The organism is Lacticaseibacillus songhuajiangensis, assembly GCF_003946025.1.
In the GTDB taxonomy this organism is placed as follows: Bacteria; Bacillota; Bacilli; order Lactobacillales; family Lactobacillaceae; genus Lacticaseibacillus; species Lacticaseibacillus songhuajiangensis.
On the sequence record NZ_RHNR01000002.1, the window covers coordinates 1 to 15,162 of the forward strand.

General features: G+C 56.1%; 8 protein-coding genes. 1 reads left to right on the plus strand and 7 read right to left on the minus strand.

Features of this window, described 5'->3' with window-relative positions; genetic code table 11:
• Nucleotides 1-125: 125 nt before the first annotated feature.
• The 7 genes from EKM97_RS00860 to EKM97_RS00890 all read right to left on the minus strand — a co-directional run bounded on the left by EKM97_RS00860 (nucleotide 126) and on the right by EKM97_RS00890 (nucleotide 14,049).
• Nucleotides 126-755 carry a DnaD domain protein gene (locus EKM97_RS00860; protein ID WP_125570383.1) on the minus strand — a complete coding sequence of 210 codons (630 nt, stop codon included), beginning with the start codon at nucleotides 753-755 and terminating at the stop codon, nucleotides 126-128.
• 13 nt (nucleotides 756-768) lie between these two features.
• The gene (gene asnS / locus EKM97_RS00865; RefSeq protein WP_125570384.1) at nucleotides 769-2,067 is read right to left on the minus strand and encodes an asparagine--tRNA ligase; all 1,299 of its coding nucleotides are present in this window, start codon (nucleotides 2,065-2,067) and stop codon (nucleotides 769-771) included.
• 9 nt (nucleotides 2,068-2,076) lie between these two features.
• Nucleotides 2,077-3,258, minus strand: a complete 1,182-nt coding sequence (locus EKM97_RS00870; protein ID WP_125570385.1) for a pyridoxal phosphate-dependent aminotransferase — start codon at nucleotides 3,256-3,258, stop codon at nucleotides 2,077-2,079.
• A 74-nt stretch (nucleotides 3,259-3,332) separates the two neighbouring features.
• Nucleotides 3,333-3,821, minus strand: a complete 489-nt coding sequence (locus EKM97_RS00875) for a cell wall elongation regulator TseB-like domain-containing protein (RefSeq protein ID WP_225419180.1) — start codon at nucleotides 3,819-3,821, stop codon at nucleotides 3,333-3,335.
• Entirely contained in the window at nucleotides 3,805-6,618 is a 2,814-nt protein-coding gene (locus tag EKM97_RS00880; RefSeq protein WP_125570387.1) for a helicase C-terminal domain-containing protein, read from the minus strand. The genes EKM97_RS00875 and EKM97_RS00880 overlap by 17 nt, the downstream gene beginning before the upstream one ends.
• An 84-nt stretch (nucleotides 6,619-6,702) precedes the next feature.
• Nucleotides 6,703-10,455, minus strand: a complete 3,753-nt coding sequence (gene addA, locus EKM97_RS00885) for a helicase-exonuclease AddAB subunit AddA (protein WP_125570388.1) — start codon at nucleotides 10,453-10,455, stop codon at nucleotides 6,703-6,705.
• Between the two features lie 12 nt (nucleotides 10,456-10,467).
• Nucleotides 10,468-14,049, minus strand: coding sequence for a PD-(D/E)XK nuclease family protein (locus EKM97_RS00890; RefSeq protein ID WP_125570389.1), 3,582 nt, complete (start codon nucleotides 14,047-14,049; stop codon nucleotides 10,468-10,470).
• Between the two features lie 150 nt (nucleotides 14,050-14,199).
• Here EKM97_RS00890 and mvk point away from each other — a divergent pair, with 150 nt between their 5' ends.
• A complete protein-coding gene (gene mvk, locus EKM97_RS00895) occupies nucleotides 14,200-15,150 on the plus strand; it encodes a mevalonate kinase (RefSeq protein WP_125570390.1) in 951 nt (316 codons plus the stop codon).
• Nucleotides 15,151-15,162 lie beyond the last annotated feature (12 nt).

Sequence of the window (15,162 nt, forward strand, 5' to 3'; positions counted from 1 at the left end):
CCGCCTAACGGCGTCATGAAAACACCAAAGAGGCCCAGCGTGACTTCGTCACTGAAACGCTATCGCTGACGGACAGCAAAACAGCCCTCTGCACTGGGATGTGCGGAGAGCTGTTTCATTTTGTGCTATAAGGAATCCAGCCGGCGCTGTGCACGCTGGACAGCCTCCGGCGTCCGGAGGTTGTTCTTCTCCCAGCTGAGCAAAACGCGATCCATGTACTTCAAAGAGTAAGCCTGGTTCAGTACGGCTTCGCGCAGTGCGAGACTAACGAGTTCCGGTGAGTAGTGATCGTCACGCAACCAAGCGCGGACGGTCTGTTGCTCAATCGGGGACAGCGGTCTTCCGAATTCTGTTTCCACCTGGTTGAGAACCTGGCGGGATGCAGACGTCTGTTGGCTGCGCGTTGCTGCAGGGTCGACTGTTTGCGGATCAGTGTAGCTGAGCAATTTCGTCAGCAGCGGCGTCACGTCGTAGTAATCGTGCAGACGGCCACCATCGTCTTTTTTGGTCAGAATGCGGATAGCACCCTTGTCATTCAGGCTGCTGAGAACAGCGGTGAAATCGCCTGGGCGCATTTTGGTGCGCTGGGCTAATTCACGCATGTCCGCCTCCCCCTTGCCCATCTGCACAAATTCGCTGATGAACAAGTAGACGGTGAACTCACTGGCCGTTAAATCGAGATCCTGATAATGGTCAAACAGCAGGCGGGAGAAGGACACTTGTCCCGCCCCCAAAATACCGCGTAATTCGTCCATCGGCTCTACCCAATCAAGGCTTGAGGCGGTTGATCATCCGTGGGAACGGAATGGCCTCACGCAGGTGGTCCAGCTTGCAGATCCAGGTAACCGCGCGTTCGAGACCGAGCCCGAAACCAGAGTGCGGCACGCTGCCGTACTTACGCAAGTCAAGGTACCATTCGTAATCGGGCATGTTGAGGCCCTTCTTTTCGATTTCGGCGTAGAGCTTGTCGTAATCGACTTCACGTTCGGAACCACCGATGATTTCACCATAGCCTTCAGGTGCGAGCAGGTCCGCACAAACGTACACGTCGTCGCGGTCTTCAGCAGGCTTCATGTAGAAAGGCTTGATGGCCTTCGGGTAGTTGAGTACGAAGACAGGCTGATCAAACTGGTCAGAGATGAAGGTTTCTTCAGGTGAACCGAAATCATCGCCCCACTTGGAGTCAAAACCGTTCTTCTGGAGCATTTCGATAGCTTCATCATAACTGATGCGTGGGTATGGCAACTTGGTGTACTTCTTGAGCTGATCAACGTCGCGGTCGAGCAACTTCAGTTCGTAGGCGCAGTTGTCGATGACGGACTGGACGAGGTACGCAATGTAGCGTTCCTGAATCTTGAGGCTTTCTTCCTGGTGCATGAAGGCCATTTCGGGTTCAATCATCCAGAATTCAGTCAGGTGACGGCGGGTCTTGCTCTTTTCAGCGCGGAAAGTTGGACCGAAGCTAAAGACCTTGCCGAACGCCATTGCGCCGGCTTCCATGTAGAGCTGACCACTCTGGGAGAGGTACGCCTGCTTGTCGAAGTATTCGGTTTCGAACAATTCGGTGGTGCCTTCAGGAGCAGAGCCGGTCAGAATTGGTGGGTCCATTTTGATGAAGCCTTCGTTGTTGAAGAATTCGTAAGTGGCGCGAATCATTTCGTTGCGAATTTGCATGATGGCAAATGGGCGGCGACTCCGCAGCCACAGGTGCCGGTGGTCCAGCAAGAATTCAATCCCGTGTTCCTTAGGGGTGATTGGGAAGTCTTCGCTGTCGCCGACGGGTTTGATGTCGCTAATCTGGATTTCGTAACCGAAGTGACTCCGGCTGTCTTCGTGAATTGTCCCAGTTACCCAGAAGCTGCTTTCTTGGTGCAGGTTCTTGGCAATCTGGAACACTTCTTCGCTGACGTCGTTCTTACGAACAACGCCCTGGAAGAAGGCGGTGCCATCACGCAACTGCAGGAAGGCAATCTTCCCGCTGCTCCGCTTATCGGTCAACCAAACGCCGATTTCGACTTCTTCATCGACGTGGTTTTTTGCGTCTTTAATGCTAATACGTTGTGCCATTAGTCTCTCCTAGTTACTAGAATTTACAAAATCAGTGATGCGTTTTGCTGCTTCAATCAATGTGTCCATGTCGGTTGCGTAGCTCAGGCGCACGTGATCCGGCATGCCGAACGCACGTCCGGGAACAAGGGCCACACCAGTTTCTTCAAGCAGCGCGGTGACGAAGGTATCGACACTATCGTAGCCGAGTGCCTTCACGGCCCCGGTTACCTTCGGGAACAGATAAAAGGCGCCTTCTGGCTTCTGGTCGAGTTCGAAACCGGGGATTGCTTTAATTAGTGGGTAGAACGTATTCAGACGCTCTGCAAAAGCATCACGCATGTCAAACACGGGCTGCTGACTACCAGTGTACGCTTCAAGAGCTGCGTACTGGCTGGCAGCGGCAGGATTCCCCGTGGCGTGACTAATAATGGTGGCCATGGCCTGCGCAATTTTCTTCGGGGCCGCGGCAAAACCAATGCGCCAGCCGGTCATCGCGTAGGACTTGGAAACCCCGTCAATGAGCACGGTGTTGGCCGCAATCTGAGGATCCAGTTCCAGCATCGAGGTGAAACTGTTGCCGTTGTACACGAGATCACTGTAAATCTCGTCGGACACGATGAGCACATCGTGCCGGACAGCCCAGTTACCGATCAGCGTCAATTCCTGCCGACTGTAAACCGTCCCCGATGGGTTTTGCGGGCTGTTGATGACAATGGCCCGCGTTCTGTCAGTTGCCACAGCGTCGAGGTCGTCAATCGTGACTTTGAAGCCATCCTTGGCGTAAACCGGCTGTGGAATTCCGCCGGCAAGGCGTACTTGCTCGGTGTAAGAAACCCAGCCTGGTTGGGGCAACAGCACCCCGTCACCCTCACTCAAAATAGCGGTGAACAGTGCGTAGAGGGCAAACTTGGCCCCATTGGTAACTACAATCTGGTCCTTACCGTACTCAAAACCCGTATTGGCTTTGATGTGGGCGGCAATCGCGCTGCGGAGCTCTGGCAAGCCCGTAGCGGCGGTGTAGTAGCTCGCCTTCCCCGACTGAATGGCCGCGATCGCGGCATCACAAATTGGTTTTGGCGTTGCAAAATCTGGTTGGCCGACGGACAAGTTGAGGATGTCGGCGCCCGCTGCCTTGAGCTGTGCGCTCTTTTGGCTCATCGCCAAAGTGGCACTGGGCTGCACCTGTGCTAAACGTTTTGCAATGTGCATAGTGATTCCTCCCGTGATTAAAAGTTGGCGGCGCGCGCAACTGGCATTACACGCGTCCACCAGCATTTGTTTGATTAGAGGTCCGAAATAAGCTTGCGCAGGTTTCCGCTCCGGTAGTCATAACTGGCGTAGTTCAAGTTACCGGACTTATCGATAAACCCAACATCCCAGACGAGGCGCTTACCTTGCAGGCGCAAACCTGCATTGAGCACCCGCTTAGGACTGTACTTGGTCCAGACCTTCCGCAGAATCGAATTGCGTGTGCTACCACTCGCTTGTAACACTACATTAACCTTACCAGTCTTCCGCGCGATGACAACATATACCGGCTTATTTTTTCGTTTTCCGCTCAAAGTCAGGTAACTTTTGTCCCGAGTATTCCACCAGAAGCCGTCAAAATCCTTGGCATCTGCGGACTTAGTGGCAATTTTTTCCGCGTCACTGCGTAGTGCGTTGTACGGGTGCATGCTCTTGTAGAAAACGAAGCCGGTGCCCGCGATGAGTACGATGAGGGCTGCGAGGATAATCCGCCACAACCACTTGTGATTATTTTGTTTGGTCACCATTTTCCTCCTCTGTTGGTTTTAACCAGGCCTCCGCCACCGCCGGCATTGCGGCGATTGGCAGTAGGTCAGTATCCACGTTTGGTAATGATTTTTGCATATTGCGACCGAATTGGGTTTGGGTAAACCGCGGGTCGAGGACGATGAACACGCCCCGATCTTCTTCCGTGCGAATTAAGCGGCCAAAAGCTTGGCGCAAACGCAAGGTGGCGCGCGGCAAAATGTCGTCCTTGAAGGCGTCACCACCATTGTCTTTGATGATGTCTGCCCGCGCCGCCGCAATGGCATCGTTCGGCGCCTCAAACGGTAGTCGGGTCAGAATGATACTTTCGAGTTGCTTAGCTGGGTAGTCGATGCCTTCAAAGAAACTAGCCGCTCCCAGCAGCAGGCTCCCTTCCCCCGCGGCAAAGCGCCGGGCAATTTTGCTTGCTGAACCCGTGACGCCCTGCGCGAGGATCTCCTTGCGCTCCGAAAGTGCGGTTGCGCTGAGGCGTTCATAAACCGCCGCAATCAACTTCAATGAGTTGAAGAGCACCAAGGTTTGGTGTTCGTTATCCGCGAGCGTGGCGATACTGCGGGTGAGGTAGTCGACGTAACTGTCCGTTTGCGACTTCGGCGGTTCCGGTGCGCCCTTGGCAATCATGATGCGTGCTAGGTTTCGGTACTTGAAGGGACTACGCAAACGCAGGGCGTTTGCTTCAGGTACCGCGGCGTAGCCCAGCGCGTGCGCCAGGTAATCGGGCGTCTTGCGCACGTTGATGGTGGCACTGGTGAAGATGGGCGCGGTGAAGCGCGCCAGCAGCGCCTGAATTTGGGGCCGCGGATCAATGACTCGCCAGCGCAGCACGAGGCTCGAGACGTCATCTTTGTGCCGCATTTGCACAAAGGCCATGCGCAGCATCGGGTTGAGCAGCTGCGGATCGTCTGTCAATACTTGCTCCAGTGCCGGCAGGCAATCACGCAAGATGGCGGCCAACTCGTCCAGTTGCTGGAACGCGCGAATGTCACTGGCGGCAAAACGCTGTTGGTGACTGAGATAGTCGCTCCGGCTCAGTTCGGTGAACTGCAAAATTTGCTTAATTTGACGCACGGTGGCGCGAATATCGCTGGCGGTGCTGACCAGAATGTCATTCAACTCGCCGTATGTTAAGGCGTACTCACGCACTCGACCACCCTGGCTGTTCGGGTAAACGTACTGGCTGGCTAAATACTGCTGCAGCGATTGTACGGTGCTCAGACAGTCACTGGCCGCGGCAAGCACACTACTGATTTGGTATTGCTTCAGTTCGTCGTCTGCGTATGCGGCTGCCAGTCCGCCCTGCTCTTGGCGGTGCAATAAAGTGGTGAAACGCTGCAACGCCCGGCGCAGCTTGGTGAAGTCGAGTTTGACTTCGAAACCGTTAGTGGCGCTATCCGGGAAGTTCTGCGCTTCATCGATGACCAAGTACGGCTGTCCGCCAAAAACGGCTTCCTGATAATGGTGAATCAAGTAAGCGTGGTTCGTGATCACGATGGCAGAATCAGCCGCCGCTTGCTGCAGTCGTACGTAAAAGTCCAGGTCGTAGTACGGATTGCTGTCACGGGTGCCGCAATCGCCGGTGTGGCGAATCTGTTGCAGTAGCGGCGTCTGCATGGAACTTAATCGTAGCTCGTCCAAATCACCAGTTCGGGTTTTGCTGAGCCACGACAGGATGCGTAGTTGCAGCATGCGGTCCGCCTTGTTCATACCGGCGGCGCCTAGCGTGCTGGCGAATTTGTTGAGATCCAGTAAGTGGCGCGGACTTTTGAGTACTGCTGAATTGAGGCGTCCCCCCAGCATGATTTCGAGTTGGTGCATGGCATTGCCTGCCAGCTGATCCTGCAGCACCGTCGTTGACGTGGCGACCACTAATTTGTGTTCTGGTGTCGCGCGAAATGCGTAGGGCAATAAGTAACCCAGTGACTTGCCCAGGCCCGTGCCCGCTTCAATGAACAGTGGCGCTTGCTGGTCGGCCGCATTGCTGGCAATCCGGTCCATCATTTTGGCTTGGGCGAAGCGAAAGCGCAGGTGCGCTTTACGCAGGAGGCGTTTTTTGTCCTTGTCCGTTGCGGGATACTGTTTTTCGCCCAGCTTATCCGGGCGTACTTTGGCCGGCGTGCGTAATACTAACTTGTCCACCCGCACGTACTTGCCACTGAGTTTCGGTGCGCGCGCAGCAAGGTCTTTGAGTACTTGCTCGGTGTCGCGGACTAGAAAGTCACTGTGCTCGGCAATGGTGCGCTGCACGGGTCCTGGCAAACGCGCAAACTCATCTTCTAAGTGCATGAAGAGTTTGGCCGTGCTGATGGCGTCACTGTCCGCGCGGTGCGGATTGTCGTGCTCGATGCCCAGTTTGCGGGTCAAGTCACTGAGCCGGTAACTCTGCTCGGTCGGCAGAATAATTTGGGCTAGCTGCACGGTGTCGATGGCCCGGTTGGTCAGCGGCGCTTCGCCACAACGGACGAGTTCTTTGCTGAGGAAGGGGTAATCAAAATTCACGTTGTGCGCGATGATGACCTTCCCCCGCAACATGGTCGCCAAAGTTGCGGCGACCTCGTCAAAATACGGCGCAGCCACCAGCATTTTGGGCGTAATGCCCGTGAGCTGTTGGATTGCGCGCGGAATGGCCTTGTCCGGATTGATGAGCTGCGACAGTGTTTGGATAATCTGCCGATTTTTGATGAGTGCGCAGCCGAATTGAATGATTCGATCGCCGCCGGCCGCATCCGGGCCGGTGGTTTCGAGATCAATCACCGCGTAGACGGTGTCTTGATTCATAGATGAAATCCCACCATATCAATTATTTATTGGATACTATTGCTTGTTTAAAAAACAACCTGTTCTATCATACCCCGCGGCGTTCTAGAGCGCCACCACTTCCCCACTGGCCAGGAGCACCAGGGACATTGAATCAACGGGGCGACTCAACATACTTTGCAGAGCCTGCGCATAAAGACGCAGTTGGCCACGGTAACGGTCGACGATGGCTGCGGGACCAGCCGCGGGTACACGGTCAGTTTTGTAGTCCAAGAGCACGAGTTGTTCGGGTAAGTTGAGGTACGCGTCGATAATCCCGTGGACCAGGATGTCCTGCTCCTCGTTGGCCATGCCGACAAAAATATCGCGGGCCGGAATAAGCATTGAAAATGGCGTCTCGCGCTGCACGGCATCGGGATTAGCCAGCAGCAATTTGCCAAGTTCGGTTTGGAAGAAAGCTAGAACGTGTGGTACCGAGATGCGCGCCGCGACTTCTTGCGTGAAGAGACCACTGACAACGAGTTGCGCGGCTGTTTGCTGCACGCTGTCCGCGGTGACAGGTGCGTGCAAATCTAGTGCCTGCAGCACCTCGTGGGTGGCCGTCCCCACTGCCGTTGCACTGATTTGCGTTGTGGCATTATTTTGCGCGAACTGCGGGACACTGAAAGCACTACTCTGCCGCTTTTGCAACTGACTGTTTGGCGACTGGCTAAGCTTCTCAATGTCGGGGTCAGCATAGAGTTGCTTGATTTCGGAAACGGATTGGAAGCCAGTGGTTTCTGTCGCCGCCGCGTGCGGATACTGGTAGGCTAACCAGTCCGTCAGGTCCACATCGAGTGCAGATTGTGCGTCATCCCCCGCTAGGTGCACGTTACTAGCTTGCGTTTCTGCCTGGCCAAAATGCACGGTGAATTCGGTGTGGTCATCTGCGAGCACGTCACTTGCTTCAGCGCGCTGCGCGAAGAGTGGGTGGCGAGCGAGCGCCGCGCCGATGAGGTCGAGCTGACTGCTGGCCCCAAGACGGGAGCTAAGCGGCAAAACGAGCTTGTTGCCGCCCGCCATGTTTTGCCACTTGGCGATGGTCTTCTCCTTGTCCTTGCTGTAGCCCACGATGAATAAGCGCTGCTCGCTGCGCGTTAGGGCCACATAGAGTACCCGCAGGTTCTCGGCCTGATCTCGGGCGTGTTGAGCCGCCTTAGCCATGCTGTACTGCGGTAACTCGTAGACGACGTTCGTTTCGGGGTTAAGCCACTGCATGCCGATGCCGGCCTTACTAAAGAGTACGCTCGCATCCCCTGCGTGGCCGCCATTGAAGGCGCGACTGGCATTCATGAGGAAGACGTAAGGGAATTGCAGTCCCTTACTACCGTGAATCGTCATCAGGTGCACTGCATCAGTATCGCCGCTGATGACAACGGGCGTTGCGAGGTCCTTGTCACGTTCTTGCATGACTTCGATGAAGTGGACGAAGGCGAATAGCCCCTTAAAGCCGCCCTCCTCATAAGTGTGCGCCCGTTCGTAGAGCGCGTGCAGGTTGGCTTGGCGTTGCGCCCCACCCGGCATCCCGCCAACAAAGTCCAGGTAGCCGGTTTCTTCGTAGATGGTCCAGATGAGGTCAACGAGCCGGTTCTCGCGCGCAATGTCGCGGAATTGGCTGAGCTGCTGCATAAAGCGCGCCGTTTTTGTGTAGGTACGGGTTGCCAGTGGTGTGGCGCTGCTGGCGTCATAGTTGTTTAGAAATTCCGCCAGTGCGTCGTAGTAAGCCACGTGCTTATTCTGAATACGAATAAGCGCGAGTTCGTCAGCACTGAGGCCGACAATTGGCGAACGGAGTACTGCCACGAGGGGAATCTCCTGGAGCGGGTTATCGATGACCCGCAGCAGTGACAGCATCACTTGCAATTCGGTTGTCTTGAAGTAGTTTTGGGCGTCACTCACCACAATCGGAATGCCCGCGGCGGCAAATTCTTCCTGAATGATCAAATTTTGGCTGCGGGTCGGGACGAGCAGGGTGATGTCTTGGTACTTAAGGTCGCGCCAGGTTCCCTCTGCGCCATTGCGGCCGCGTTCATAGACCTGTTCATGACCGGCCATCAGCGCCTTGATTTTGGCAATCACCAGTTTGACTTGCGACTGGTCCTTGTCGTCATCGGTCGCGTCTGCATCGTCGTCAGTGGCACTAATGAGTAGTTCTGTTGGTGCAGGTTTGGGCTCATCTGGATAATCCGTGGCCCCATATGTCAGCAGTTCGCCGCCGCTGTAGTTCACACTCCCGAGGCTAGCGTCCATTATCTGTTTGAAAATCAGGTTGGTGAAATCCAAGATGTTGCGCCGTGAGCGGAAGTTGGCAGCCAGTGAGATGTGCTCACCTTGCGCCTTGCGGGTGGCCTCATCCGCATCTGGGGTCGCGAAGGCCTGGTACTTGGCCATGAATAGTTGCGGTTCGGCTAACCGGAAGCCATAGATGCTCTGTTTGACGTCCCCCACCATGAAGCGGTTATTGCGGGCCGCGGCCGTGAGCAATGCCTCTTGCAGCGGGTTAATGTCTTGGTACTCATCGACCAACACTTCGTCAAAACTGTCCCGGAAGATTGCCCCAACACTGTAGCCGCCTTCAGCAGCGGGTGAGTTCAAAATGCGCAGCGCCAGTTGTTCCACGTCCGCGAAATCGAGTGCGTGCTTACGCCGCTTTTCCTGCCAGTAGGCATCCATGAACAGTTGGCAAACGTGACTGAATTCTTGGACAATGGCGCTACTGCCAGCGAGCGCCTGCTTGAGGTCCGCACTGGCCAGCGTTAGTAGTGGTGCAACTTGGGTGGTGATAATTTCTTTGGCCTGGTCGCGCAAGGCTTGGGCCTGTTTGTTCAGGTCCTTAAGCTCGGGGTTATTTTTCGCGACCTTTGCGGGCGCGCCAGCCCAGCGGCCCCAATTCAAATCGCTGACAGCGGTGTGCAAGCTGGCATAATCGCCGCCCAACTGTGCCTTGATTGCCTTGACCTGCGCCACCGTTCCTTGGAGCAAGGACAATGTTTTATCACTATCGGCACCCGTTACCATGACGGCATCTGCCTGCTGCAGAACGAAGAGCTGCGCTTTTTCGAGCAATGCGATGGCTTCGTCCACAAAGGGTGCGCAGGCCTGCGCAAGTTGTTTGCTCAGTGCACTGCCTGCGCTTAAATCGGGATTGTACACAGCGGGTAAGTGCGCCAGCCAGCCGCGCGGATCCGTAGTGGTCTGGGCATAAGTATAGGCGCGCACCACCAGGTCGCCGAGCTTATCGTCGTGCCAACCACTGATGAAGTTGCGGGTGAGCGCGGTGAATGCTTCATTTTCGTCTTGATAGAGCTGTTCACGCAGTTTGTCCCAGACACTTTCTTGCAGCAACATACTCTCCGCTTGGTCAGCCAGCACCCGAAAACCCGGATCCAGTTTAATCACGTAGTAGTACTGCTGCACGATTTGGAGTGCAAACGCGTCGATGGTACTAATGGCCGCACTGTCCACTAAGCCAATTTGCCCCGCCAAATGGCGGCGGCGGGCGCCTAATTCCGCCCTTTGGTCATCGTCATTGCTAGCCGTGATTTGGTCAGTCAGTGCGGTGAGTTCAGTTTTGAGGGCCTTGGCAATTTTGGCCTTCATTTCCGCTGCTGCTGCGTTGGTGAAGGTCACGACGAGCAGCCGCGTGATGTCACCGCCGTTTAGGATTTGGCGCAAAATCCGCTCAACCAGCACCGTCGTCTTCCCTGAACCAGCAGAGGCAGACACCAGCACATCGTGACCGAGTTCGGTGTGTCCATCTGCATGATGCGTTGGGGTGCCGGCGGTCATGGCGAGTTCTTGATCCTTTGTAAATGCCATTGTGCGCTCCTCCTAATCCTGATTCTCGTAGGCAAAATCGCCGTTCAGTAGCCGTTCGAGCACCTGCTCGAGGCTCAGTTTACTAAGCTGACGGTAATTGTTACCGCCTAAGGTCGAATCAAATTGCATGATACTACTGTAATCACTCTTAGTGACCACATCCCCCGACTGGTCAAAGCGTGCGGGTGTGAGGTCGATGACCCCCGCCAAAATGGCAGCGGCCGCGTTGCGAATGAGTTCGTCATTGTTATTCAGCAAGGTCATCATTTCGCTGAGGCTCACCAAGTTGGTGCCCTTCGCCGGCTTGCCGTCCTTCTTGTTAATTTTGAGTGGGAAGAAGCGCGAACTCTTCCCTGCCGTGATGGTGCCGTCCTGTTCGTCCACAATCTCGCTATCGATTTGATTGATGATGGGACTTTGCACCAGCAGGCCGCGCATCCGCATGTCATTCAAAAGCTGCGTGGCCCGAGACTCATCGCTGCTTCCCGCAAAGTACTTCAGGTGCGGATCCTGCAGCCGCAAGAACACGCCAGCTGCGGGAATCATATCGCGCCCCGCGGCCGTGCCGGCCTTCATGATGGCCTCAATGTACGTCAGCATCTGCATCCCCAACCCGTAGTAAGCATCTTGGGCGGAGAAATCATGCTGGCTGGACTTGTAATCAACGACAATAAAACCTGTTTCCTGATTCTGTGTCTGCAGCGTATCCACCCGGTCAATGCGGCCGCGCACGAACACTTGCTGGTTGGCATCAACGGGAATTTGCAACGCTGGCAAGCCGTTTGCATCGCCCATCCCAAAACTCAGTTCACTGCTGCGGGCCGCAAAGCCGCTCGCCTTTTGCTCGTTGTGCACCGCCCAGGCGGTGCGCTCCAAGGTCTTCCTGATAAGGTCGGCAATGAACTGCATGCGGGCGCTACTGCTGAGCACCGCAAAAGCAGGTTTGGCCAACTGATCCTTGAGCAAACGGTTGACCATTTCCAGCAATTCGGCTGTCTTAATAGTGCCCAAACCACCGGCTGCTTGCGCCTCGCCCAGCAAGTTCTGTAGAACCGAGTGGAAGAGCACGCCCGTATCCGCGGGGGTGAGGGTGAATTCACGCCGCGGGTTTAAGCCCAAGCCATACTGGACAAAATATTCAAAAGGATTTTTGTAAAAGGTTTCTAGTCGCGAAATGGACACTGCCAGGTGCCGGCCATAGAGTGCGCGCGCCATGTCGGGACTCACCGCACCGGCCGCATTGGTGTAGTTCAAACTGGCCAGCAACTGGTTGACCAGCGCTGACTGTGGGGTAGCGCGCAAGGCGGTGATGACGGCTTGCCAACTCGGCCCAATCTTGCTACCGCGGCTGGTTAGTTGCTGCAGCGCGGTAATGGTGTCACTGAGTAAGCTGCGCGTTGTGCCGACAATCGCTCCGAGCGGCTCCGTGCCTGTTGCCGGCTGCCACTGGCCGACCGTTTGGCCACTCGCGATGCGCAGGCCCAGTAGATAAGGGCTAGCGTCGTTGTCACTTTCGCCGCGTTGCGGATAACTGATAGTGAGGCTCTCACTGCCCGCCACGAAGGCCAGGTAATTCAAGAAGGGTTCGCCCAGGGCAGTATCTGGACCAGTTGCCGGCAGAAAGCAGCCTTCTGGCAGAACGGGTTCCAAGACGTGCCGGTCGGAACTGGTCAGCAGTTCGTTATCGTTGCCACTAGCTGGGAGGTCGGTACTAGTTGCCCCAATAATGTAGACGTGCTTGGCCCGCATCAGGCGCGTAAGGCCGGTTTCGGACACTTGTACTTGGTCCAGCGTTGAGGGAATTTGCGTGTAGGTGGCGCTAGCAAAACCGGCGTCGAGCATGGCCAAGAACTGCGCCGGAGTAATTGGCGTGTCGCCCCAACTGTCGTTCAGGTCATCCAGCAGGTCGCAAAAGACGCCCCAAGCCTGCTCGCCAGCCTGCGCTGCGGCCAAGTCGCCCGCTGCATTGCTCTGGTCGCGCCAGTCAGCTAGCGTCTGCTGTGCACCACTTTGCAATAGGAAGCTGTACAGCTGCTGCGCAAGCTCCCCGGCACTGCGTTGCTGCTTAAGCAGTTGCACAAAAGGCGCGACGGTGTCCGCGATGATGCGGCGAATGCGGTTAATCTGCACCGATTTTTGCGCATCTACGGCTGCAATCTCGTCGGCGTCGTCTTCAATACTAATCGTGTAGTAACGCCAGTCTTCGTCTTTGGTCCAAGCGCTGCCCCGCAGTCCAGTTGCCAGCACGTGGTTTTCAGTCGTGTCGACCGCTTGGCGGAACTCGCTGACGCTCATGTCAGCAGGCTTGAGTAACTCAGTGCGCAACAATGCGAATACATTCTGATAGTCATAATTGAGCTCAGCTAAGCCAAATAGACTGTCAATGAAGACCAGCAGTGGGTGCTGACTCATGGACTGTTCGTGGTCGATGAAAACGGGTAATTCGAATTCTTTGAACACCGCATTGACGATGGTTTCGTAAGGCTTGAGACGCCGGGCCATCACCAGAAAATCACGGAAGCGCAGTTTGCCCGTGCGGTCAGTTTGCACCCGCCGTCGAATATCCCGGGCGACATTGCGCAGCTCGGTGTAAGTGTTACTGGCGACAAATAGGCGCATGTCGTCAAAATCTGGCTGCCCAGCCGCATTACGCACGAAGGGCTGTCCTGGTTCCGGAACTGGCCGCAGTGCGGCATCCGCCCGAAAGAAGCGCTGGACGTTACTGATACTGCCGGAAACGGTACGTGACGGTGCCTGCTGATCAAGGGCAACCGCAACATGAGCACTACGGGCGGCGGCGAGTAGTTTCTGGTAAAGCCGCTTGGCGGGTTGGTATAAATCCTGATCAACTAAATCTGGGCCAGGTTTGCTGTCCGTTACCAGCGCGACCGTCACGTCGGCGGCCTTCGTCATCAGCGTCGTCACAATTTGCAGTTCTTGAGCCGCAAAAATATTAAAGTGGCTGATGAACACGTGCGTGCGGCTGAGGTCGCTTGCGGCCAGTTTCGCATCCAGTGCCGCGAGCAAATCTGCTTGGCTCACCGTGCCGGCGGTTTCTTGTTCGTAGCGGCCCATGATGGTGGCCAGGTCGCTGAGTTTGGGCACTTGGCGCTCGGCGCTACTACCATTTTGCAATTGAGCGATGGCGCCTTGCAGGTCGGCGGCCGTCACGCCCCCCATCTGCAACTCGGCCAGTTGCTTTTGCAGGCGCGCGGTAAAGCCAGGGTTGTCGCCTTGTCCTGCATACAGGTGCAGCTGCTCGCCCATGTCGCTGATAATCTTACTGAGCCGCATGGCCGCGTTACTCGGGCTGAGCCGTGGCTTCAAGAAGACAGCTTGGTCCTTGAGGTAGTACCAGGCCAAGCGGGTAAAACTCATCACCTGAATTCGGCTCTGCGCAAAAGTCGGCGTATCTGGGGACATCAACTGGTGCAATGCGCCCAGCGTCGTCACTTCGGACTCGAACTTGATGTGGTTCGGAACGAGGGCTAACACCTCCGCGTGCGAATCAGATTGCAATACCGCCGCCATCTGCTGTTGCAGCAGTGCGTCGTGGTCCGCGGTGCCGGGACCAAGCACAAACTTAAGCGCCATTTAAGATTTACCTCCGTGTTTTTCGCTAATGCTAATTTTAACACGGAATGCGTGGCAGTCGCCGCTTCCGGTCGCGAACGCAATGGTTTATTAAGCGCTGGTGCAACTGCTATAATAAAGACTGCAAATTCAAGCAATCGGGGCAAAAATATGACGCAGTTAATAGCAGCAACGCAAACTAGCCATGCCAAGGCGATTCTGATTGGGGAACACGCGGTGGTCTACACACAACCGGCCATCGCGATTCCTATTCCCACCATTCGCCTGCGTGCGGAAATTAAACCGCGCAGCGATCACAAGCAACTCGTGACCTCCGCCTTCTTCAACGGCGAACTGGCTGCGGCAGCCGGCACGCGGTTTGCGGGCATCGCGACACTGATTCGGCAACTCTTAATCAGGTTTGACGGTCAAGATTGCGGCTTTGATCTCAACATTATCAGCGACCTGCCACCTGAGCGCGGGATGGGTTCCAGTGCGGCCACCGCCGTTGCGATCACGCGGGCCTTCTACGCCGCTTTTGCGACGCCGCTGGATCACCCCACTTTGCTGCGCTGGGCCGACGTGAGTGAACGCATCATTCATGGCAATCCCAGCGGCATCGATGCAGCCACCGCCAGCGCCCAGCGGCCGCAGTGGATTGTGCGCGGCAAGGCGCCACGGGCACTCACCAGTCCGCACCGCGGGGTGCTGGTCATCGCTGATAGCGGCATTCAAGGGCAGACCGGCCAAGCCGTTGCCCACGTGGCCACCGTCATTCGCCAAGATCCCCGTTTGTACGACCAAATTACCGCGCTCGGCGCCATGACGCGCCGTTTTGCCGTGGCGATTGCTAACGATGACATTGAACTGATGGGCGGCCTGATGACGCAGGCCCAGCAAGCACTCGCGACTCTTGGCGTCAGCAACGCCACCTTGGATCACCTGACCGCGGTTGCCAATGCGGCAGGCGCACTCGGCGCCAAGCTGACCGGCTCGGGCATGGGCGGCTGCATTTTGGCGCTGGCCGCCGATAAGCAGCAAGCTGCAACAGTCGCGGCCGCCCTAACTGCCGCCGGCGCCACCGCCACCTGGCAGTATGACTTCGGCGCGACAAGTAGGTAAGAATGACCAAAG

Bases quoted from the DNA above. Each gene is read 5' to 3' on its own strand.
- EKM97_RS00860 (WP_125570383.1), bottom strand. From the start codon at position 755: ATGGACGAATTACGCGGTATTTTGGGGGCGGGACAAGTGTCCTTCTCC.
- asnS (WP_125570384.1), bottom strand. From the start codon at position 2,067: ATGGCACAACGTATTAGCATTAAAGACGCAAAAAACCACGTCGATGAA.
- EKM97_RS00870 (WP_125570385.1), bottom strand. From the start codon at position 3,258: ATGCACATTGCAAAACGTTTAGCACAGGTGCAGCCCAGTGCCACTTTG.
- EKM97_RS00880 (WP_125570387.1), bottom strand. From the start codon at position 6,618: ATGAATCAAGACACCGTCTACGCGGTGATTGATCTCGAAACCACCGGC.
- addA (WP_125570388.1), bottom strand. From the start codon at position 10,455: ATGGCATTTACAAAGGATCAAGAACTCGCCATGACCGCCGGCACCCCA.
- EKM97_RS00890 (WP_125570389.1), bottom strand. From the start codon at position 14,049: ATGGCGCTTAAGTTTGTGCTTGGTCCCGGCACCGCGGACCACGACGCA.
- mvk (WP_125570390.1), top strand. From the start codon at position 14,200: ATGACGCAGTTAATAGCAGCAACGCAAACTAGCCATGCCAAGGCGATT.